17 protein-coding genes are annotated in these 21,564 nt (G+C 58.7%); 9 read left to right on the forward strand and 8 right to left on the reverse strand.

Annotated features, from left to right (window positions below):
• The first annotated feature begins 7 nt into the window (after positions 1–7).
• The 4 genes from purF (at position 8) to KYK14_RS05460 (ending at position 5,821) form a co-directional block, all read left to right on the forward strand.
• A complete protein-coding gene (gene purF, locus KYK14_RS05445) occupies positions 8–1,513 on the forward strand; it encodes an amidophosphoribosyltransferase (RefSeq protein ID WP_219157650.1) in 1,506 nt (501 codons plus the stop codon).
• Positions 1,514–1,651: 138 nt separating this feature from the next.
• Positions 1,652–2,758 (forward strand): AIR synthase-related protein, encoded by a 1,107-nt coding sequence (locus KYK14_RS05450; protein WP_219157652.1) that lies wholly within the window; start codon positions 1,652–1,654, stop codon positions 2,756–2,758.
• 581 nt (positions 2,759–3,339) lie between these two features.
• The gene (locus KYK14_RS05455; protein ID WP_219157654.1) at positions 3,340–4,380 is read left to right on the forward strand and encodes an outer membrane beta-barrel protein; all 1,041 of its coding nucleotides are present in this window, start codon (positions 3,340–3,342) and stop codon (positions 4,378–4,380) included.
• Positions 4,381–4,450: 70 nt separating this feature from the next.
• The gene (locus KYK14_RS05460; protein WP_185281670.1) at positions 4,451–5,821 is read left to right on the forward strand and encodes an ammonium transporter; all 1,371 of its coding nucleotides are present in this window, start codon (positions 4,451–4,453) and stop codon (positions 5,819–5,821) included.
• Positions 5,822–6,009: 188 nt separating this feature from the next.
• Here the strand turns inward: KYK14_RS05460 and KYK14_RS05465 are convergent, their stop codons facing one another.
• From KYK14_RS05465 to KYK14_RS05475, 3 genes are all read right to left on the reverse strand, one after another.
• Positions 6,010–6,561 carry a DUF4468 domain-containing protein gene (locus tag KYK14_RS05465; RefSeq protein ID WP_185281669.1) on the reverse strand — a complete coding sequence of 184 codons (552 nt, stop codon included), beginning with the start codon at positions 6,559–6,561 and terminating at the stop codon, positions 6,010–6,012.
• 191 nt (positions 6,562–6,752) lie between these two features.
• Positions 6,753–7,514: a porin family protein gene (locus KYK14_RS05470; protein ID WP_219157656.1), complete on the reverse strand. Its 762-nt coding sequence runs from the start codon at positions 7,512–7,514 to the stop codon at positions 6,753–6,755.
• Between the two features lie 234 nt (positions 7,515–7,748).
• Complete coding sequence (locus KYK14_RS05475) at positions 7,749–8,612, reverse strand: tetratricopeptide repeat protein (protein WP_219157659.1); 864 nt, start codon at positions 8,610–8,612, stop codon at positions 7,749–7,751.
• Positions 8,613–9,086: 474 nt separating this feature from the next.
• Here KYK14_RS05475 and KYK14_RS05480 point away from each other — a divergent pair, with 474 nt between their 5' ends.
• The 5 genes from KYK14_RS05480 (at position 9,087) to KYK14_RS05500 (ending at position 14,976) form a co-directional block, all read left to right on the forward strand.
• On the forward strand, positions 9,087–9,965 hold the full coding sequence (locus tag KYK14_RS05480) for a prephenate dehydratase (protein ID WP_219157661.1): 879 nt from the start codon (positions 9,087–9,089) through the stop codon (positions 9,963–9,965).
• Between the two features lie 9 nt (positions 9,966–9,974).
• Entirely contained in the window at positions 9,975–11,153 is a 1,179-nt protein-coding gene (locus tag KYK14_RS05485; RefSeq protein WP_219157663.1) for a pyridoxal phosphate-dependent aminotransferase, read from the forward strand.
• Positions 11,154–11,267: 114 nt separating this feature from the next.
• Entirely contained in the window at positions 11,268–12,161 is an 894-nt protein-coding gene (locus tag KYK14_RS05490; protein WP_246601694.1) for a prephenate dehydrogenase, read from the forward strand.
• A 143-nt stretch (positions 12,162–12,304) separates the two neighbouring features.
• Positions 12,305–13,399 (forward strand): chorismate mutase, encoded by a 1,095-nt coding sequence (locus tag KYK14_RS05495; RefSeq protein ID WP_185281663.1) that lies wholly within the window; start codon positions 12,305–12,307, stop codon positions 13,397–13,399.
• Between the two features lie 194 nt (positions 13,400–13,593).
• Positions 13,594–14,976: a lysophospholipid acyltransferase family protein gene (locus KYK14_RS05500; protein WP_219157665.1), complete on the forward strand. Its 1,383-nt coding sequence runs from the start codon at positions 13,594–13,596 to the stop codon at positions 14,974–14,976.
• A gap of 24 nt (positions 14,977–15,000) precedes the next feature.
• Here the strand turns inward: KYK14_RS05500 and KYK14_RS05505 are convergent, their stop codons facing one another.
• The 5 genes from KYK14_RS05505 to KYK14_RS05525 all read right to left on the reverse strand — a co-directional run bounded on the left by KYK14_RS05505 (position 15,001) and on the right by KYK14_RS05525 (position 21,534).
• Positions 15,001–15,615 (reverse strand): hypothetical protein, encoded by a 615-nt coding sequence (locus tag KYK14_RS05505; RefSeq protein ID WP_219157667.1) that lies wholly within the window; start codon positions 15,613–15,615, stop codon positions 15,001–15,003.
• A 1-nt stretch (position 15,616) separates the two neighbouring features.
• Complete coding sequence (locus KYK14_RS05510; RefSeq protein ID WP_219157669.1) at positions 15,617–16,450, reverse strand: metallophosphoesterase family protein; 834 nt, start codon at positions 16,448–16,450, stop codon at positions 15,617–15,619.
• 252 nt (positions 16,451–16,702) lie between these two features.
• Positions 16,703–18,367: an NAD(P)/FAD-dependent oxidoreductase gene (locus KYK14_RS05515; RefSeq protein ID WP_219157671.1), complete on the reverse strand. Its 1,665-nt coding sequence runs from the start codon at positions 18,365–18,367 to the stop codon at positions 16,703–16,705.
• A gap of 161 nt (positions 18,368–18,528) precedes the next feature.
• Positions 18,529–19,914 (reverse strand): sensor histidine kinase, encoded by a 1,386-nt coding sequence (locus tag KYK14_RS05520; protein ID WP_219157673.1) that lies wholly within the window; start codon positions 19,912–19,914, stop codon positions 18,529–18,531.
• A 192-nt stretch (positions 19,915–20,106) separates the two neighbouring features.
• Entirely contained in the window at positions 20,107–21,534 is a 1,428-nt protein-coding gene (locus KYK14_RS05525) for a T9SS type A sorting domain-containing protein (RefSeq protein WP_219157675.1), read from the reverse strand.
• Between the last annotated feature and the right edge of the window lie 30 nt (positions 21,535–21,564).

Here is a 21,564-nt window from a genome sequence, read left to right on the forward strand (position 1 = left end):
TTCGACTATGTGCGGAATAGTAGGTTTTTACGGTCCTGATGACGTTGCGCACGATATCGTGTTCGGCCTCACCGCGTTGCAGCACCGCGGGCAGGACGCCGCCGGCATTGCCACCTTCGACGGCAACTTTCACCTGCACAAGGGCAACGGATTGATTGCCGACGTGTTTCGGCCGAAGTTCCTGAAAAAGCTAAAAGGTAACATCGGCATTGGGCACGCGCGCTACACCACGCAGGGTTCCAACGACTCGGAGTTGGCGCAGCCGTTCACCACTAGCTACCCCTTTGGGCTGTCGATGGTGCACAACGGCAACGTCATCAACTTCCGCGATGTAGCCAAGCGCCTACATGAGAAGTACCACGTGCTGCCCAAAACCAGCAACGACCTGGAGCTGATTATGTACACCTTTGCCTCGGAGCTGCGCACCAAGGACCTCGACCACCTCTCCGTGGTCGACATCTTTGATGCTGTGGAGACGACGCAAGAGCTGGTGGAAGGTGCCTACGCTACCATCACCGTCATTGCCGGGTACGGACTGCTAGCCTTCAACGACCCCCGCGGCATCCGGCCTTTAGTATTTGGCCGCCGCGAAACACCCAACGGGCCGGTGTATGCATTCTCTTCAGAATCAACGTGTTTTGATTACTTGGGCTTTGAGTTCATCAAGAACGTGGGGCCGGGCCAAGCGGTGTTCATCGACCAGAATTTCAAGGTTCACTACAAGAACCCCTACCAGCAGCCCAAGAACTTCTGCGTATTCGAGCACATCTATTTCGCCCGCGAAGACTCCGTGATTCACGGCCGCTTGGTGGCGCGGGAGCGGGTGCGTCTGGGTAAGCTACTAGCACGCCGGGTGAAAGAGGCTGGTTTGCAGCCCGATATGGTGATTGATGTACCCTCCTCGGGCTACTTTGCGGCGTCGGGGCTGGCCGAGGCCATTGGCGTGCCCTACCGCCGTGGGTTGGTGAAGAACAACCACATGGGCCGTTCCTTTATTGTGAGCAGCCAGGCGGGTAGGGAAGACGTGGTGAAGAAAAAGCTGAACCCAATTCGCGCCTTTGTGGAAGGCAAGAAGGTGGCCGTGGTCGACGACAGCATTGTGCGCGGCACTACTTCGCGGCGCATTGTGCGCATTCTGCGTGAGGCGGGTGCCAAGGAGGTGTACTTCATTTCGTCGGCGCCGCCCATTGTGTCGCCCTGCATCTACGGCATCGACATGGCCATGAGCACGGAGCTGATTGCAGCCAACCATACCGAACAGGAAATCTGCGACTACATTGAGGCCGACCGCGTGATTTACCAGTCGGTGGAAGATTTGAAAGAGCTGTTCTCTGTGGAAAAAGGCCATGGCGGCAGCTGCTTTGCCTGCTTCACCGGCAACTACCCCACCGGCGACGTGACGCGCTACCTGCGCCACATCCAAGAGGAACGTCAGAGCCACCGCAGCAAGAAGGATAAGGCGCTGGCCGCTACCTCTGTCAGTGCCAAAGCTCCTGAGCCCACGGAGCATTAATTCACCAAGAAACCTGTGTCATCCTGAGCGGAGCGAAGGACCTTATCACGCAAGAACGAGTCGTTGTTATGAAAATCGTTCTGCGGGCATAAGGTCCTTCGCTCCGCTCAGGATGACAAGAAATAAATAGCCTACCCTATGTCATCTTCCCAAAAACCTGCCGGCTACGACATCGACCTCGGCAACGAATGCTCCCGTAACGCCTATGCGTGGTCTAAGAAAACCTTTGCCAACCGTGCTGGCAAGCCCGGTGAGGCGGCCCAGGACCTGGACGGCGGCTTCGCCAACGAAATTCGTTTCGGTAACGCGCGGCTGGGTATTTCCTCCGATGGCATCGGTACCAAGATTGAGGTAGCCGAGCGGGTAGGCAAGTTTGATACGCTGGGCTACGACCTGGTGGCCATGACAGCCGACGACCTGATTGTGGGCGGTTTCGTGCCTACCAACCTCAGCAACATCATCGACGTGAACACGCTCGACTATGACGTGATTGACGAGATGATGCGCGGCCTGCACGACGCCTGCAACTTTGCCGGCGTGGCCATCACGGGCGGCGAAATTGCCGAGCTGGGCAACCGTATCGGCGGTTGGGCCGGGGCGCGCATGAATTTTAACTGGTGCTCTACGGCTATCGGCAGCCTGCACCCCAGCCTGGAGCGCCCGCTCAGTGGTGCGGGTGTGCAAGCCGGGCAGGCGGTGGTGGCCATTCAGTCGCCTAGCTTCCGGTCCAATGGCTTTTCGCTAGCCCGTCGCACGTTGCAAAACCTATTTGGCGACAACTGGCACTCCGCCCCTTACGACGGCCCTGATGCTACCCCGCACGGCACGGCCGGGCACACCTGGGGTGAGGTGCTGCTGGCGCCGTCGCTCATCTACTCGCCCGGCGTGGCGAAAGTGCTGGACAAGGGCCTGCCGCTTTACGCCGCAGCACACATTACCGGCGGCGGCATTGCCGATAACTTCAAGCGGGTACTGAAAAATGGTGTAGGCGCCGAGTTGACCAACCTGTTCGAGCCGCTGCCCGCCATGCAGAAGCTCACGGAGTTGGCCGGCATCACCCCCGCCGACGCCTACCTCTACTGGAACATGGGCAACGGCATGCTCCTTGTGACCGACGAAGCCCAGGCCGAAGCCGTAGCCGAAAGCCTCCGCGCCGACGGCTACCAGGCCCAAGTAGCGGGCCGCATTACGGCCGAAGCGGGCATCCGCCTGCAAGTGGGTGCCGGTGAGTTGACGTACGCTTAATAGCCCTAATAAGGTAGGCGCTGCCATACTTTGTGGCGTGTCTACCTTTTATACACTTTCTGCACCAGGTCCCTGTTGGGAGCCCTTCCACCTATTCAAATGAGGTGGGGGCTACCGGCAGGGACCTTTTGCATACAGTATGTAGTAGGAATATGGAGCATAGCAGTTACTTAAAACCACATAAATCAAAAATGCTATTTTCAAGAAATGACCCTATTTTGTAAGGGGTATTATTGTGTAAAAGCTAAATTTTTAAAATAACTACTTAAAAAATAGGGGTGTATTTGCAATAATTTAAAAGTGCATGTATATATTGGCTTCATAATTACACCCTACCCCTGTTGAGTTTGCTAGTTGCAATGCAACACTCAGCAGCCTTGCATTACCTATCCTACTTACAATACTATTAAGTGCTTCTGCCCGATTAGGCAGGCGCATTTTCAAGAAGCATAGTACCCTGCTGAGTGCTGCTGTGCAAAAGCAGTAGCCGGCCTCCGCTTGCCCGAAAAGCATGGCATAGCCCACGCTTTTTTCAATACGCGTACGCTCACTGCTTTCACCTATATCCCTCCTCTATGTTGATGTTGACTACTGCCCTCCTGGCGGCAGCCCTGGCAAGCGAACCTGGCGATTCCGTGCAGAAAAAGCCGTTTGTGTTCTCTGGTTCAGCCGATGGCTATTATCGCTACAACTTCAGTAATCCGCAGGAAGGCCCATACAATAACCTCACAAGCTTCACCAACAGTCATAACTCATTTGAGCTGGGTATGATTTCGCTGAAGGCGGCGCACACGATAGGCAAGGTAGGGCTGGTGGCCGATGTCGGTTTTGGACGGCGAGCCGAGGAATTTTCCTACAACGATGACCGTACCCGGTTTGCTATCAAGCAGTTGTATGTGACGTATGCGCCCACAGAGAAAATCAAATTTACGGCGGGCAGTTGGGCCACGCATATTGGGTACGAGTCGGTAGATCCGTACCTGAACCGTAATTACAGCATGAGCTACATGTTCTCGTACGGGCCATTTTTCCATACGGGACTGAAAGCGGAGGTAAGCGTAGGCGACAAAACAACCCTCATGGTGGGCATCGCCAATCCTACTGATTTCAAGAGCGCCAGCAGCATGCCGAAAATGGCCATTGCGCAGCTGGCCACCAGCAGCAGAGACGATAAGTTGAAGGTCTACCTCAACTACCAGGGCGGCCGTGCACTGAATAGCTTACGGTTGCACCAAGAAGATCTGGTGCTTAGCTATTTGATTAATAGCAAGTTGTCGTTTTCCTACAACGGCACTATGCAGCAACGCAGAATCGTGGGCGAGGGCAGTGATGAATACCACACGTGGTGGGGCTCGGCCCTCTACGCCAACCTCGACCCCCAGCCCTGGCTCGGGTTTACGCTCCGCGCAGAGTACACCGGCGACAAGAACTACCTGCTAGGACTCAGCAAGAATGTCATCGAAACGACGCTGTCTTCCAACATTAGAATCGATAATCTGACCATCATCCCGGAAATCCGCCTGGATAGGAGTAGTGCCGATGACAACCTCTTCGTGAACAAAGCCGGAAACAGCAAAAACGCCACCGTGAGCGGGCTGATAGCAGCAGTATATGCCTTCTAGCGCAGCTACCTGGAAAGCAGCTACCTCATTGACCTGATAAAACACCCTCCACTTACCTAACATCTTTCGCATGGAAACTTCTCTACCTTCCAAATCTGGTCGAAGCCCGTTGGGGCTGATTTTGCTGGTCGTGCTGGGCCTGATAGCGGCCTTCGTGCGCGTGCCGCATCCGTCGGCCGAAGCTAACAGCGCCCTCAATACCGGCGACATTGCCTGGATGCTGACCGCCTCGGCCTTTGTACTGCTCATGACGCCGGGTTTGTCGTTTTTCTACGGCGGCATGGTGCGCCCTAAGAACCTGATTTCTACCATGCTGCAAAGCTTTGTGGCGCTGGGCGTTATCTCTATTGTGTGGTATTTTGTGGGCTTCTCACTGGCCTACGGCGACTCCTGGAATGGCCTCATCGGCAACCCCATGACGTTTCTGTTGCTTCGCGATGTGGGCACGGCGCCCAACCCTACCTTGTCGCCTACCATCCCCTTCATTCTGTTCTTCGCCTTTCAGCTGAAGTTTGCTATCATCACGCCGGCCCTCATTACTGGCTCGTTTGCCGAGCGCGTGCGCTTCAAGAGCTACCTAGTGTTCATGGTACTGTTCTGCCTGTTCATCTACTGCCCGCTGGCCCACTGGACCTGGCACCCCGAGGGCTTCCTGCGCAAGTGGGGCGTGCTTGACTTCGCGGGCGGTACGGTAGTGCACATCTCGGCGGGCGTGGCTGCGCTGGTAGCCGCTATGGTGCTGGGGCCGCGCCGGGCGCACCGGCAAACGTCGTTCGTGACGCCTAATGTGCCGTATGTGCTCTTGGGTACTGGCTTGCTGTGGTTTGGGTGGTTTGGCTTCAATGCCGGTTCGGCATTGGGCTCCAACGAGTTGGCTTCGCTATCGTTTGTGAACACCAACTTAGCCTCGGCGGCAGCGCTGGTGGCGTGGCTGCTGGTAGAGGTAGCGCGCGGCGGTAAGCCCACAGCTATGGGCGCCTGCATTGGTGCGGTGGTGGGTCTGGTAGGCATCACGCCCGCCGCTGGCTACGTCGATTACGGGCAGAGCATTCTCATCGGTATCGTGGCCTCGGTGGTCAGCTTTGCGGCCGTGCACTGGAAAAACAGCCGCACTACCATCGACGATACCCTGGATGTATTCCCGTGCCATGGCCTGGGCGGTATTGTCGGGATGCTGCTCACGGGCGTGTTTGCTGCCAATGTAGGCTTAGTGAATGGCACCGCTACCGTATTCGGCTACCACGTGCTGGGCCTAGTTATCGTTATTGCCTACGTGGCCATTCTGTCGTGGGTGCTGTTGAAAGTGACGGATGCGCTGGTAGGGCTGCGGGTGAAGCAGGAGGAAGAAGAACTGGGCCTCGACCTGAGCCAACACGAGGAATCGACCTATCACGTGGACGAAGAATACGAGAAGCTGTACCGCAAGGAGCTGGTGTCGTAATAACCTCTAGTTGCGGCTCACCATACCCAACCGGGTAGGCCGCTTGGATACACCTGAAAACAAGTAGCTCCCGCGTGGCAACAGCACCATTGGTGGCGCTGCTACCTGCGGGAGCTACTTATTTTGGATGCCCTTTTGGTGTGTAAGGGGCTAATACAGCACTATCTAGTGCGTAAAAACAGCAAACACTAACGTACGGCTAAGCCTTCGGGCTTACGCTGCATAGTCGTATTCAACTCCTGTAAAAAGGCTTGTAGCTTCGAGTCGATTTTGGCCAGTTGCTTGCGCTGACTGGCCGTAGGCTGTCCTCGCAGCAGGGTTTCGGCCGGAATATGGATTGGTCCGGCGCTGTGCTTGCCGGCGCGGGCAAAGTGCGGCTGACTATACACTACGTCCTCTAACTTGTAGCGGTACCCATCGTTTTGGGTTTGCAGGGAAAGCTGGAACGAATACATTTCCTGGCCGTCGCGGAGCATTACGTGGGTTCTGATGAAACCCGCTTCTGCGCTGTTGGTGCGTGTTGTCAGATTATAGGAGCGGTTGGCTTGTAGTAGCCAATCCTGCGCCCGCGAGTACAAATGCTCTTGGGGCGTATTGGCTACCGGTACCGTGCCTTTGTATAGCACTTGCTGCGTAGCTGGGTCTACGTGTAGTGCGGGTGTGCTCGTGTAAGCGTCTTGTTGCTGGGCCATTGCTGTACTACCTAGTAGCATTAGCAAGGCAAAAGATATGCGTTTCATGGGCGGGGGCGGGGTGGAATAAAGCGTGAAGTAAATACCTTTATACGAAATACTTACCCCGAAAGGTGTGGAAATTACCAGAAGGTAAGGTGCTGCTACGCGAAAGCCAGTTGGCCTTCTTCGGGAAAGAAAACCAACTGGCTCACAGATAATACGCTACACATGTGTCAGCTGGAAGCCGCTACACGCTACTAAAAGGAGTAGTTCAAAGACGCTTTGATGACTCGGTTCTGCGCCTGGAAACTGTTGTTTTTGTCCAGCGATGAGAGGCCGTAATCGTAGCCGGCGCTCAGGCCAAAACCGCTGTCGAACTGGTAGCCAAGGCCACCCACCGCGGCAAAATCAACCGACCGAAACTGGTTTTTGGTATCGAAATCCTGTCGGAAGGCCGTGAAACCCAGCGCTCCGGCAGCTACGCGCACCTTACTGCTGACCAGGAACGACGCTTGCGGACCAGCGTAGAGGTAGAGGCCCCGTGTGAGGTAGGCTTTGGCCAGCACCGGCACATCCACATAAGCAGTGCGGGCGGTAGCCGTCACGTTGGCGCTCAACACCTCAAAGCCGGGTACCGAGGCCGTGCCGCGCAGTTGGGTGCCCTTCTCAGAGTATAACACGCCAGGCTCGATGGCGAACCGCTCACCCAAGGGTAGGGTGGCATACAGGCCAGCGTGAAAACCCGTGCGGGTTTCGCGGGTCACGGCGCCGTTGGTGTAGTCTGCCAGCGACATCACGCTTTGCACGGCGTCGCCGTGCCAGTCGGCCACGTTCACCCCGGCCCGAATGCCGAGTTGGACGCCGTTGCTGGCAGCAGTTTGAGGAGCCGTATACACCGGGCGCCTACCCTGGGTAGAGTAGGTAGTAGGGCGGCGCACTTGCGCCTGAGCAGCAGAAAAAGAAACCGTTAGGAAAAGGCAAGCCGCGGCCAGGCGGCCGAAAAGACGCTTCGTTTGCATGATTGTAGGGAACGGGAGTAGAACCAAAAGCCGGGCCGCATGGTGCACACTAGCGACGGGCTGTTGCGGTACTATTCAAAAAAACCGTGCCAAAGTGCAATGCTGGCTTTGTTGCCTGAACACAGCAAAGGGCCCTCTTACAGGAGAACGAGTCGTTGATATGATAGTCGCTCTCTCGTAAAAGGGCCCTTCGGCACTGGCTTAATGTGCCACATGCTCAGGATAACAGAAAAGTCAGATAACCCGCTTTCTTACGGCCTTCTTCGTCTTCTGGGGAGTAGCGGCGGGCTTAGCAGGAGTAGCAGTCTCTTTGCCCTGAAGGCGCTGCTCAATGGTTTGAAGCAGGAAGTTGGCGTCGGACTTGTGCTGCTCATCGGGGAAGAACTCCACGGCCAGTTGAGCCTGCTCTTTGGCTTTCTCGAACTGCTTCAGCTCCAGATACACAAAGGCCAGGTTGAGATGGGCTTCGGGGTAGTTTTTGCGCAGTTCAATGGAGCGCAGAAACGGCGCCACGCTTTCCTGAAACATGCCCAGGCGCTGGTAGGAGTAGCCTTGCGCGTAGTAGGAACTGTAGTCGCCATAGCCGTGCTCGTGGGCTACGTCGTAGTACTTAATAATCAGCGGAAACAGGTCGTCTTCCTCCTTGTTGGTTTCGGCGCAGTTGCACTGCTGTACGGCAAAATAGTAGTCGCCCAGGCCGCGGTCCAGCTTGTAGTCGTTGGGGTAGCGGGTCTTTAAAACCCGCAGCGCCCGGCCCAGCGGAAACGTGGTCATGGTATAGGTGCTATCCGGACTGCGGAAGTTCTCCAGGTTGTCCGTCAGCTGCACATCCTTGAAGGCAAACCGCCGGTACTGCGAGTGACCCACGTTGTAGCGCAAGGCAATATCCTCTTTTTGCAGTACCACAGCCGGGCGCTCGTTGCGCGGGTCGTACTTCTGTAGCACCTGGAAGGCCGAGGCGTACTTCCGTTCGCCTACCAGCGCATCGGCTTTTTGGAGGATGGCAATGTTGGTTTGGCCCTGCGCCGTAGCCGCCAGGAAGAAGCCGCCAGCTAGTAAAAAGGCAGCGGTGATGCGTGAAGAGCCCAAAAAAATCATGATGTTTCCTGCGGAGTAAGAAAGTGCAAACAAGCGGTTTGTCGGCAAAATACGACGGTTTTGGCAGTAGGTGCAAGCACACCAACGTAACGGCCCGGCCAACGGATGTTTGGTTTTTAAAAAATGATTGCGCAGCTTTGGCCGTTGCCTTCACCCAAATCAGTCAACGCAACGCCCACATGCTTCTTACTTCGGCCTCGGCTTTTTTTAGCTTTTACTTTACCTACTACGAGCAATCGTAGCAGCGAGGCCGCTTTGTAGGAACACTACTCCTGAATCACGCAAAAGCCTCCCACTCCGGAAGGCTTTTTTTGTTTGTAACCCATGCCCGTTAACGTGCCCGCTTTCGCCTATTACTTTTTTTACTTCTTCTACCCGAAGAAGCGGGCCCGCGTTTGCACTTGCTAACCAGCGAAAGCATAACGAAGGGCCCTGCCAAGGAGGCCCTTTTTTTACACCATTTCTCCTCGTCGTATGCACCCAACTATTGCCATTCAGGGATTTGAAGGAAGCTTCCACCAAGTAGCAGCCCGGCGGCATTTTGGCCCCGACCACGCCATTGCCCCCTGCGCTACCTTTGGGCAGGTAGTGCGCCACGTGGCCGGCGGCACCACCCACTTCGGGCTGATGGCAATTGAAAACTCCTTGGCAGGCAGTATTTTACCCAACTACTCCTTGTTGCAACGCCACCCAGTGCACGTGATTGGTGAAGTATACCTACACATCCGGCAGCACCTGATGGCCCTACCCGGCCAGCGCCTCGACGACCTGCACGAGGTACACTCGCACCCCATGGCCCTGCTCCAGTGCGCCGACTACCTGGGTAGCCACGGCCACTGGCGCCTGGTAGAAACCGAGGATACGGCCCTAAGCGCCCAGCGCATTCGGGAGCACCAGCGGCCGGGCATTGCTGCCGTGGCGGGAAGCCTGGCCGCCGAGCTGTTTGATCTGGAAATCGTGGCCGCTGATATCCACGCCGAGCCAGCTAATTACACCCGCTTTCTGGTATTAGAGCACGGTGCTCCGGTGCTCGAAGAGGTGGCGCCCGACGTCAACAAAGCGTCCTTGTATTTCCATACCAGCCACGCCCAAGGTAGCCTAGTGCAGGTGCTGCTGCCCATTGCCAGGCTGGGCATCAACCTATCCAAGTTGCAGTCCTACCCCCGTACGGGGCGCACCTGGCAATACGGCTTCCATGTAGATGTGGAGTTTGACACGCCGGCGCAACTGCTGGCCCTGCTGCACGAGCTGCGCCCCGTAACGGAGCACCTGGAGGTGCTGGGCGCCTACCGCCGCGACGTGCTGGAGGCCGTGCCAGCCCACGTGGTGAGCCCGGGAAACGTGCTTCAATAATCCTTTGTCATGAACGATCAGCAGATACAGATTACCACCGCCTCGCGCCTGGCTCATACGCAGGAGTACTACTTCTCCCGCAAGTTGCAGGAGATTGATGCCCTCAACAAAGCCGGCAAGCAGATCATCAACCTGGGCATCGGCAGCCCCGACATGCCGCCGCCACCCAGTGTGGTAGATGCCCTAACTGCCGATGCGGCCCTACCCAATGCCCACGGTTACCAGTCGTACAAAGGCCTGCCAGCACTACGCGAGGCCATGAGTGCGTGGTATGCCCGCGCCTATGGCGTAACGCTGGACCCGAACAGCGAAATTCTACCCCTACTGGGCTCGAAGGAAGGCATCATGCACATCAGCATGGCGTTTCTGGAAGCCGGCGACGAAGTGCTGCTGCCCAACCCCGGCTACCCTACCTACCGCGCCGCCGCCGAGCTAACCGGCGCTACCCTGCGCGAGTACGACCTGACCGCCGACACCGGCTGGCTGCCCAACCTGGCGGCCCTGGCCGCCACTGACCTTAGTCGCGTGAAGCTGATGTGGGTGAACTACCCGCACATGCCTACCGGCACCCGCGCCAGCGCCGCCGAGCTGCAAGCACTGGTTGATTTTGCGCTGGCCTACAACATTTTGCTGGTGCACGACAACCCGTACAGCTTCATTCTTAATGACAACCCAACCAGCTTGCTATCTGTGCCCGGCGCCCGTGGGTGCGTGCTGGAATTGAACTCCCTGAGCAAATCGCACAACATGGCGGGCTGGCGGGTAGGCATGCTGGCCGGCCGCGCCGATTTGCTACAGGACGTGCTGCGCTTCAAAAGCAACATGGACTCGGGCATGTTTCGGCCGGTGCAGCAGGCCGCCGTGGTAGCGCTGGGCTTGGGCGAAGAATGGTTTGCCGAACTGAACGCCCACTACCGCGCCCGGCGCGAACGGGTGTTTGCCTTGCTCGACCTGCTGGGCTGCACCTACAGCCACGACCAGGTAGGCCTGTTTGTGTGGGCTGCCGTGCCCGCCGCCTACCCCGATGGCTTTGCCGTGAGCGACCGGGTGCTCTACGACGCCAACGTGTTCATCACTCCCGGCGGCATCTTCGGCAGCAACGGCAACGGCTACATCCGCATTAGCCTGTGCCAGAAGGTAGAGGTGTTGGATGAGGCGATTCGGCGGGTAGAGGCAGCTCTGCGCTGACCCCACCCCCCAACCCCCTCCCCTCCGGGAGAGGGGGAGCCACAGCGTCAGTAAACAATGAGCGGTGGATGGCAAGCAATTGCTCATTGTTAATTACACACTACCCATTGCCTCTTGGCTTCCCCTCTCCCGGAGGGGAGGGGTGAAAACAACCAAAAATCAATTATGATAGTCACGGTAGTAGGGGTAGGGCTAATTGGTGGGTCGCTGGTGCTGAGCATGAAGCAGCACGGCGTAGCCACGCACGTCATTGGGGTAGACCACAACCCTACCCACCTGCGCGAAGCCGCCGCCCGTCACCTCATCGATGAGGGCAGCACCGACCTGCCCGCGGCCGTGCGCCGCGCCGACCTGATTATCCTGGCCGTGCCTATGGACGCGCTGCTTTCCGTGCTGCCTGCGGTGCTCGATCTGGCAGAAGATCAAGTGGTTATCGACGTGGGCTCTACCAAGAAAGCGCTGCTTGATGTGGTGCGCACGCACCCCAAACGTAGCCGTTTCGTGGCGGTACACCCCATGGCGGGCACCGAGTTTTCGGGGCCGGAGGCGGCGGTGCCGGAGCTGTTTCGCGACAAAACCCTGGTGCTCTGCGACGCCGAAGACAGCGCCGCCGACGCCGTGGCGCGGGTAGAGCAGGTAGCCGACGCCCTGGGTATGCGGCGCGTGTACCTGGGCGGCGCCGAGCACGACATGCACGTGGCCTACGTGTCGCACATCTCGCACATTACGTCGTTTGCGTTGGCTCTCACCGTGTTAGAGAAAGAACGCGACGAGCAGCGTATCTTTGAGCTGGCCAGTACGGGTTTTTCCTCCACGGTGCGTCTGGCCAAAAGCTCCTCGGCCATGTGGGTGCCCATCTTCCGCCAAAATCGTGAAAACGTGCTCGACGTGCTCGACGAACATTTGCGCCAGCTTCAACACATGCGCGACGTGCTGGCGCGGGAAGACTACCCGGCCTTCACCGACCTCATTCACCAAGCCAACCACATCAAACGCATTCTGAAATAACACTTTCCTGTCATCCTGAGCCTGCGAAGGACCTTATCACGACAGAACAATACGGTTGATAGGAACTATCTGACGCATGATCGTTCAGCCGTAATAAGGTCCTTCGCTCCGCTCAGGATAACACAATTTCTCCTACCATACCTATGAACACCTCTCTCGAAACCCAGACGCTGGGCGCGGCCGTAGCCGCCAAGAAACCACTGATTATCTCCGGGCCGTGCTCGGCTGAAACGGAGGAGCAACTGATTGCTACTTGCACGCAACTGGCCGCCACCGGCCAGGTAGACATGCTGCGCGCCGGCATCTGGAAGCCCCGCACCAAGCCCGGTTTGTTCGAAGGAATTGGTACCAAAGGTCTGCCTTGGCTGAAAAAAGCCCGCGAGTTGACCGGCCTACCTACTACCATTGAGGTAGCCACGGCTCGTCACGTAGAAGATGCTCTCACCTTCGATGTGGATGCCCTGTGGATTGGCGCTCGCACCACCGTAAACCCCTTCTCGGTGCAGGAAGTGGCCGACGCCCTGCGCGGCGTAGACGTGCCCGTGTTCATCAAAAACCCCATCAACCCCGACCTGGAACTGTGGACGGGGGCCGTGGAGCGCATCGCAAAAGCCGGCGTGAAGCAGATTGGCCTGATTCACCGGGGCTTCGCGTCGTACGGTAACACGCAGTACCGCAACGCGCCCATGTGGCACTTGGCCATTGAGATGAAGCGCCGGATGCCGCACATGCACATGATCTGCGACCCGAGCCACATCTGCGGCAACCGCCACATGCTGGCCGAAGTGGCCCAAAAGTCCCTCGATCTGGACTACGACGGCCTGATTATCGAGTCGCACATCGACCCGGACAATGCCTGGAGTGATGCCAAGCAACAAGTGACGCCCGAACGCCTGGGCGAGCTGTTGGCAGGTCTGCACTGGCGCCGCGAAACCACCGATAAGCAGGAGTTCCTGAGCGCTCTGGCCAAGCTGCGCGAGCAAATCAACCACATCGACGACGAGGTGTTGCAGCTGCTGGGCCAACGCATGCAGATTGCCGAGCGCATTGGCGAGTACAAGCGCGACAACAACATCACCATCCTGCAAACGGCCCGCTGGAACGATATCCTGGACCGCGGCGTGCAGAAAGGTGCCAAGCTGGGCCTCACCGAAGATTTCATCCTGAAATACCTCGATGCCATTCACCTGGAGTCCATCAACCGCCAGAACAAGGTGATGAGCAAGAAGGCGGAGTAGGGTAGGGGCTATTTAAGTTTGGCTGTCATCCTGAACGCAGTGAAGGACCTTATCACGTGAGAACGACGAGCGTAACAACGACTCGTTCTCACGTGATAAGGTCCTTCACTGCGTTCAGGATGACAGGAGAAAGCAGAATGACATCAGTATAAAAGAAACTTGCCCGTACGCGAAAATCCCCCGTATTTAGGCCCATGCTCTTTTACACCGTCATGAAGCCCGTGGTGCAGGTGGCGCTGCGCGTATTTTTCCGCAAGCTTGAAATCCGGCGGCACAACCGGTTGCAAACCAAAGGACCGCTGCTAATCGCCAGCAACCACCCCAACACCCTGATGGACCCGCTGGTGGTGGCTGCCAACCGTCGGGAGCCGGTGTTCTTCCTGGCGAAAAGCACGTTTTTCAAAAATCCGATTCTGCGGGCCGTAATGGAATCGGGCAACTGTATTCCGGTATATCGGCGGCAGGATACGGAGAGCGGCGCCGAAAAGCTGACGCCGGAGGAAATAACGGCCCGCAACGAGGCCGCTTTCAGCCGCAGCTACGACCACTTTGACCGGGGCGGCACGCTGATGATTTTCCCGGAAGGCACCAGCGTGAGCGAGCGGCGCCTGCGTCCGCTTAAAACCGGTGCCGCCCGCATTGCGCTGGGTGCCGAGGCCCGGCGCGACTTTCAGTTGGGCCTGCACATCCTACCCATCGGCATCAACTACTTCGACCCTACTCACTTTCGCTCCGACGTGCTGGTGAACCCGGCCCGCCTGATTCGGGTGGCCGACTACGCCGCCGCCTACCGCCAGGACCCCGAAGCCGCCGCCGACGCGCTGACCGAGGAAATCCGGCAGCGTATGGAAAAGCACTTGGTCATCACCCGCGATGCGTCGGAAGATGAACTGGTACTAAACATCGAGCGCACCTTTGGCGACCACCTCAATCCTGACGACGACCCCAACACGCTTTACGACAACTTCCAGCTGAGCCGCACGCTGCTACAAGCCGTAACGTATTTCGAGCACCACGACCCGAATAGGCTGAATGAAGTGCGCGAAAAGCTGACCGCCTACCTTGGTGACCTGCACCGCCTGCGCCTCACCGACGAAGCCTTAGAGCCGCAAGAGCCCCGGTCGTCGCACCTCACGCGGGCCGTGAAGACGACGGCCAAGCTGGTGCTAGGCCTACCGGTATATTTGTATGGCGTGCTGAATAACTACGTGCCTTATATCCTACCCTCTGTGGTGGCCAAGCGTGCCACAAAGGATGTGGAGTTTGTGGCGCCGCTGCTGCTGTCGGTGGGCATTATCACGTTTAGCGCCAGCTACGCGGCTCAAACGGCGCTGGTGCACCACTACACCAAAGACTGGCGTTGGACGGCGTTGTACTTCCTCAGCCTACCCATCACGGGCTTCTACGCCCTGAGCTATTGGAACAACCTAGAAGCCCGCCGGCACCGACTGCGGGCGTCAAAACTATTCAGGCAGCAGCCAGCCGAGGGGGAAAGCCTACTCCAACAGCGGGCCGATATTTTGCGCCTGCTCAGCGAAGCCAGCCAGGAGTATTTGGCGGGTAGGCAAGCGAAATAGAGCCCCGGAGTGGTCTGTTGCCTATTACAAATCCACCTTCACGCCCACGCCCAAAGTCAGTATCTGATCCAGACTTAGGCCTTTATGGTTGGGTAGATAACTCACTAGGTATAAATCATTGGTGCCCAGTTCATAATAAAGCGAAACGTCGCGCTTGCCGCCGGTAGCGCGGGGTAGTGCCAGGGCTACCCGGCTACCCAAAAAGGCCCCGGCGCGCAGGGTAGGCGTCCACCAATAGTAGCCACGGTAGCCGTATTTGTCGGCGCTGTTGCGGTTGATCTGGGCAGCAGGCGTATAGTTCACCAGCCCGCCCACCGACAAGGGCAGTAGGCGCCACCGCTCCGCCAGCCGCACCGAAAACGGCGAGTACGTGGCTTTGGCTGTGAAAATGGAGAAAGCCCGGTGTCCAGTGTAGCGCGCCGGCACGTAGCCCACCAGCACATCGGCATCGAAGCGGTGCGGATGCGAGCCGGGTGAGTAGCCCGCGCCAGCCGTTATCATCCCAATGCCGCCACCAGTTTGGAGCACGGCGTGGTCGGGCACATACCAGGGGCGCGGGGTAGGGCCCTCTGTGGATTGCGCCGTGGCTGACCAGCCGCTCAGTAGCAGCCCCGCGAAAAGAGTAGCTGTGTGCCGCATACTAATACGATATGGTTTCAAGCTTGTACTGATGCCGCCCCCAAAGCGTGAGCACCAAATAGTTGCGCTGCGCCACGCTGTAGCCGCTGACGTAGGTGACGCGCCCTGGAACGGGCTGGCGTACGTAGAATTTATCGTTGTGGCCGGTGAGGTGCAGCACCAGGCGCGGCGCCTGCTCCAGCGCACTGGTGTAAGCGGGTGTTACGGCCGTGTCGAAGTCGCCGTCGTCGGGCGGTACATGAGCCATCACCACTTGGCGGCGCACGCCTACCGTATCGGCTAGCTGCTGTTGCAGCCAGGGCACATCGGGCACATGGCCATTGAACTCGTACTCGCGGCCGTTGGTGTTTACTAGGATAAAGCGCGTGCCGGCGTAGGTGAACGAGTAGTTCAGCGGACCAAATATTTTCTGGTAGGCCTCGCGCCCGTTCTGCGTCAAATCATGGTTACCCACCACCGTGAGGTAGGGCACGTTCAGCTTCTTGAATTCATCATTCACCCAGCGCATTTCCCGAGCCAGACCGAAATCAGAAATATCGCCGCCTACCAGCACCATCGCCAAGCCGCGCTGTTGGTTGATGCTGGCTACCAGGGGCGGAACATCGTCGTAATAACGTTGCGAGTCGGAGGTGAACACAAAACGGAGCGTGTCGCCGCTGGTGGGCACGGGCTGCTGGGCCAGGACCGCCAGGTTTTTGCGCGTCAGGTCGCGCTCCGAAGCGGGGGCGCGGGTGTCATTCGGGCTAAATTCGAGCAGGTCGCAACTTGTGGTGGCCGCTGCCAGGGCGCCCAGCAGTAGCCCGACGGCCAGCCGGGAAATTGTAAAATCAGCCATGCAAGAAGCCGTCGGCGTTATGGCGACGGTGCCATCTATACCGGGCAGCATAGTGTTGTGTTTCGGAAGAATAAGCAGAAAGAGTGAGCCGCCGCCAGCCGTTTCCACAAAACCGTGTGTAGCGCACCGCCACCGGGCAATCTGACACCCATGCTATTTTCGCGTTTCCTTGCACTTTCGTCAGCCTATCAAGCTCGGAATGACGTTCCGAATTCCGTTTAGTATGACGGGCAAATTCCCGCGTTTTCTACCCTACTCATCCAGATACTGGTGCACGAACTTAATGGCCATTGAGCCCTCGCCCACCGCCGAGGCCACGCGGGCCATGGCGCCGGTGCGGGCGTCGCCGGCCGCGAATACGCCGGGCACGCAGGTTTCGAGCAGGTAGGGCTCCCGGTTGTGCTTCCAGGCCTGGGGGTAGCGCGGGTCGGCCACCAGGTCGCGGCCGGTAAGCAGGAATCCTTTGGGGTCGCAAATCACGCTATCCTGTATCCACTCGGTGCTAGGCTTGGTGCCGATGAAGATAAACAGCGCCTGCGCCTCGCGCGCTTCTACTTGGCCATTGTTGTTGATAACGACTTCTTCCAAATGTCCCTCTCCGCGCACCTCCTGTACCTGCGTGTAGGGCATAATGGTGATGTTGGCCGTGTCGCCGATCTGCTCAATCAAGTAGGCCGACATGCTGGCCGCCAACGACTCACCCCGAATCAGGATGTAGACGTGGCGGGCGTAGGTGGCCAGGTACATAGCAGCTTGCCCTGCCGAGTTGCCGCCGCCCACAATGTACACGTCGCGGGCCTCGCAGGAGCGCGCCTCGGTACGGGCGGCGCCGTAGTAGATGCCCGCGCCGTTGAGGCGGTCCATACCGGGCACTTGCAGCTGGCGGTAGCTCACGCCGGTGGTCAGCACCACGGCGCGGGTGCGGATTTCGCTGCCGTCGGTCAGGGTCAGTACTTTATAGTAGCCATCCTGCACGCACATTTCCTGTACTTCCTGCGGGGCCAGCAGCTCGGCACCCAGGCGGGTGGCCTGCATCCAGGCGCGGTGGGTCAGCTCGGCACCGCTCAGGCCTGTCGGAAAGCCCAGGTAGTTTTCGATGCGGGAGCTGGTACCGGCTTGACCACCAGGACTCTGTCGCTCAATTACCAGCGTTTTAAGGCCCTCCGAAGCACCGTATACGGCGGCGGCTAGGCCGGCCGGACCGGCGCCTACCACTACCACATCGTATAGCTCCTGCGCGGCCTTGGATGCCAAGCCTATTTTGGTGGCAATAGCTGCCCGCTCGGGCCGGGCCAGGGCGGTGCCATCTTCAAAAATAACCACTGGCAAATCGGCAGCGGCGTACTCGGTGCCGGCCAGCAGGCCTTCCGCATCGGGGTTGTTCTCGTAGTCGAGCCACTGGTAGGGCACCATGTAGCCGGCCAGAAAGTCTTTCAGCTCATGCGAAAGCGGCGACCATTGAAACCCAATCAACCGCAGCCCCTCGAAACGGGGGCGGTAGGTAGCCTGCCAAGCGGCCAGTAAGTCGCGCAGGCTGGGGTAAAGCAATTCCTCCGGTGGGTCCCAGGGCTTGAGCAGGTAGTAGTCGAGGTGGGCGTTGTTGATGGCCCGGATGGCGGCCGTGGTATCGGCATACGCCGTGAGCAGCACGCGCTTGGTATCGGGAAAGAGTGCCCGCGCCTGTTCCAGTAGCTCCACCCCTTCCAGGCCAGGCATACGCTGGTCGGCCAGAATGAGGGCCAGCGGCTCCTGGCGTTGGTGCAGCTCGCGGATAATTTCCAGCGCTTCATCGCCGGACGAGGCGCGTAGAATGCGGTAGTCGCGCCGAAACTCGCGGCGCAGGTCGCGGTCCACGGCGCTCAACACCTGCGGGTCGTCATCAACGGCAAGAATAATCGGTTTTTTATCGGTAGCCATTAGGGTTGTGGGGTAGGGGCACGTTGCACGCGCCCAGCGGGGTAGGGCAGTTTAGAGTAGGAAGTGCGTAACACGCGCCCGGCAGAGGGTAAGCCAGAATTTCTCGGAGGAAACTACCGAATGAACCTGAATAAACAACGAGGGGCGCGTACAACGCGCCCCTACGCCGGCAACCAGGCGCAAAACTCCGTGCGGCCGGGCACGGAACTGACCTCCAGCTTGCCGCCGTGGTTGGCAATGATGCGCTGGGCAATATCGAGGCCTAGGCCCGAACCAGCGCCGGCCTGCTTGGTAGAGAAGAATGGCTCGAAGATACGCGGCAGCACGTCGGCCGGAATACCGGGACCGTTGTCGATGATGCATACCTGCACGAACCCGTTTTCCAGCCGGGTGCGCAACGTGATTTCGCCACCTTGGTCGGGTAGGGCGTCGATGGCGTTGTCGAGCAGGTTGGTCCAGACTTGGTTGAGGCTGCTGGCTTGCCCCCGCACGCGGGGCAAGTCGGGCGCAAACTCGCGCACTACCGTAATGTGCTTGTGCCGCAGGGGGTAGCTCAGAATATTAAGCGTGCTGCGCAGGCCAGCCGTCACATCGAGCGGGGCGTAATCGGTGCCGCGGTCCATGTGGGAGTAGGTTTTCACGTCCGTCACCAGTTGCGTAATGCGGCTGCCGGCCTCCTGGATGTCGCGCATCAGGCGCTGGGTGGTGAGGTGGCTGGCCAGCCAGGCAAAGGCCGCCGGGCGAGCCGCTTGGGGTAGCTGGTCAGCCATAATGGTCAACTCGGGCACGGCCAGCTCCGCTTCCAATAGGCTGGCTGCTAGCGTATAGCCATCGGGTACGCCTTGGTCTTCCAGCCAGTCTACCAACTCATCCTCCCGGTCGGCGCAGGCCAGCGCCGACATGGGCGTGGCGTTGCCGATGGGGGTGGCCGTGGCCAAGGCTGTCAGCTGAATAAGAGCGGCCGGGTCGAGGCAATGCTCGCCCAGGGCGCGCAGCAGGGTAGGTGCGGCGGCCGTCTGCTCACTCAGGTTGGCGGCGGCGCGGGCAATGGCGGCGGCGGGGTTGTTCAGCTCGTGCGCCAGCCCGGCCGACAGCTTACCCAGGGCGCGCAGCTTATCGTCGCGCTCCTGCGAGCGGGCCTCCTCTCGTACCCGGTCGCTCATCATGCCCACCAGGCGCTGTACCAGCTCGGGGCTTACGCTTTCTAGCGCGGCAAATTGGTCGCGGTGCAGGCGGTAGATGGTGGTGTCGCCCAGGGTCACGCCGTAGCCTTTGCCAGCTTGTAAACGCGAGTAGGGGAGCAGCCCGGTTATCTGCCCCGCCGTAGCCCGAAACTTAGGCTCGCGCTGCCCATTTTGCACCGAAAAATACTGAATGCCACCGCGCAGTACGGCCAGCAGGTAATCAATGGGCGCGCCGGGCGTCATCGTTTCGGCGCCACTTGGGTAGTCCCGGATTTCGCCGTGGGCGTGCAGCCAGTCGAGCACGTCGGCAGGCAAATCGGCGAAGGCCGTAATAACCGTGAGGTTGGCGGTGGAGGTTACCATGGCTTACTTATTCTGAATATGCGGTTGACTGCTAGCGTGTCTGTAAGAACGTCTACAGCGAGTATTCAGAGCAAGAACAATCTTTTGGGCAATATGTCTAGCTTACAGTACGCCCAACGGCCCGGCTACCAATGTGGTAGCCGGGCCGTTGGGCGTACTGTAAGCTAGTCGATTTTCTAGTTAGCCTACTGCCTACTGCTTCACTACCCGCACCATGCGACGGGCAGCAGCTTGCTGAATAGCCAGAAAATAAATGCCAGTCGGAAAGCTAGCTACTTCTGGTAATGATATGTCGGAAGTGCCACTGGGTAGGGCCAGTTGCTGGGTGCACAGCGTGCGGCCCGTAGCATCGGTTAGCGTTAGGGTAGTAATGCCCGCCTGCGGTGCCACAATGCGCGCTACCAACGACTGGCCGAATGGGTTAGGAAACGGCTGTACGGCCAAAGTTTGCGCCGCTGTGCTCACCGTCAAGATTTGCACCGTCGAGTAGGAGGTTGTGCCATCTGTATCTACTTGGCGCAGACGGTAGTATAGCAGCGGTGCGTCGTAGCGGGCCACACGACTATCCGTGTAGGTATAGTTGGTGCGCTGGCCGGTAGTACCCTGGCCGGCTACCTCAGCCACCTTCTGAAATTTTTGTCCATCCACACTCACTTCCACGTCGAAGTGGGCGCTGTTTTTTTCTGATGCCGTCGCCCAACTCAGCCAGGCATCGTCGGCGCGGCGCTCGGCCGAGAACCGAGTCAGTTCCACGGGCAGAGGATTGCTTTGATTGCTGATCGTCAGACGGTCAAAGCTGGTGGTAGTGGTGCTGATGCTGCGGGTAGTGGAGGCGTCCGCGGCGGCTCCCGCCCCGTTCCAAGGAGCGGTGGCCGTAGGCTGCCGCCAAATCAGAACGCGAGAAAAATCGGTGAGGCCGTTGTCATTGTCGGGCAGCCAGGCCAGCGTGATGGGCACGGCACCGGTAGGCGCCATACTCGTCGTCACGGTCCAGATTCGGTCAATGCTTTTGTTGTTACCGAAGGTGCCATAGCTGGTACCGGCCGTAGCCAGGCCAGCTGTGCGCGTCACCGTCACCTGGCCCAGGTTCTGCCCGTTACCACCAATGGTAGCGCTGTTGGTGAAGTTAGTGGCGCTAGTCACGTTAGTACGCGTCACGCGCAGGTTGCCTTGCACGTAGCGGCCAGTAGCCTCACCACTTACACTGGCCTCGTTGGTTAGGCTGATGATGGCGTTGGCCGCGGTTCGTACCATGCCAGCAGTTAGCTTCAGCTGTTGAGTGATGCCCAAATCGGTGGGCACGCTCACGCCTTGGGCGCTGGTGTTGTTCACTTCCAGTTGGGCTACGCTAGCGCCGCCTGGCGTCAGCGTTTGGGCCGTGGTTCCGCTCAGCAGTACCAGCCCCGACGAAGCTACCGTGCCCGCGTTGGTGAGGTTACCCGCTACCCAAAGTGTGCCCGCATTGGTGAGTGTGCTACTCGCTTTGTTATCGAGCGCACCCGGAATATATAACGTCGCGCCCTGCTGCACTGTCAAGATGCCGCCGTTGTTGGTGAGCGTTTGGGCAGCCAACGGACCGGCCAGCAAGGCCAGTAGTAGCGTAGGATAGAGCTGTTTCATAGGAGCCATGGGGAGTAGCAAAGCATCCTG

This window comes from Hymenobacter profundi (assembly GCF_019334315.1).
GTDB classification, from domain to species: domain Bacteria; phylum Bacteroidota; class Bacteroidia; order Cytophagales; family Hymenobacteraceae; genus Hymenobacter; species Hymenobacter profundi.

Coding starts and splice junctions, on each gene's coding strand:
- purF (WP_219157650.1), top strand. CDS start 8: ATGTGCGGAATAGTAGGTTTTTACGGTCCTGATGACGTTGCGCACGAT.
- KYK14_RS05450 (WP_219157652.1), top strand. CDS start 1,652: ATGTCATCTTCCCAAAAACCTGCCGGCTACGACATCGACCTCGGCAAC.
- KYK14_RS05455 (WP_219157654.1), top strand. CDS start 3,340: ATGTTGACTACTGCCCTCCTGGCGGCAGCCCTGGCAAGCGAACCTGGC.
- KYK14_RS05460 (WP_185281670.1), top strand. CDS start 4,451: ATGGAAACTTCTCTACCTTCCAAATCTGGTCGAAGCCCGTTGGGGCTG.
- KYK14_RS05465 (WP_185281669.1), bottom strand. CDS start 6,561: ATGAAACGCATATCTTTTGCCTTGCTAATGCTACTAGGTAGTACAGCA.
- KYK14_RS05470 (WP_219157656.1), bottom strand. CDS start 7,514: ATGCAAACGAAGCGTCTTTTCGGCCGCCTGGCCGCGGCTTGCCTTTTC.
- KYK14_RS05475 (WP_219157659.1), bottom strand. CDS start 8,612: ATGATTTTTTTGGGCTCTTCACGCATCACCGCTGCCTTTTTACTAGCT.
- KYK14_RS05480 (WP_219157661.1), top strand. CDS start 9,087: ATGCACCCAACTATTGCCATTCAGGGATTTGAAGGAAGCTTCCACCAA.
- KYK14_RS05485 (WP_219157663.1), top strand. CDS start 9,975: ATGAACGATCAGCAGATACAGATTACCACCGCCTCGCGCCTGGCTCAT.
- KYK14_RS05495 (WP_185281663.1), top strand. CDS start 12,305: ATGAACACCTCTCTCGAAACCCAGACGCTGGGCGCGGCCGTAGCCGCC.
- KYK14_RS05500 (WP_219157665.1), top strand. CDS start 13,594: ATGCTCTTTTACACCGTCATGAAGCCCGTGGTGCAGGTGGCGCTGCGC.
- KYK14_RS05505 (WP_219157667.1), bottom strand. CDS start 15,615: ATGCGGCACACAGCTACTCTTTTCGCGGGGCTGCTACTGAGCGGCTGG.
- KYK14_RS05510 (WP_219157669.1), bottom strand. CDS start 16,450: ATGGCTGATTTTACAATTTCCCGGCTGGCCGTCGGGCTACTGCTGGGC.
- KYK14_RS05515 (WP_219157671.1), bottom strand. CDS start 18,367: ATGGCTACCGATAAAAAACCGATTATTCTTGCCGTTGATGACGACCCG.
- KYK14_RS05520 (WP_219157673.1), bottom strand. CDS start 19,914: ATGGTAACCTCCACCGCCAACCTCACGGTTATTACGGCCTTCGCCGAT.
- KYK14_RS05525 (WP_219157675.1), bottom strand. CDS start 21,534: ATGAAACAGCTCTATCCTACGCTACTACTGGCCTTGCTGGCCGGTCCG.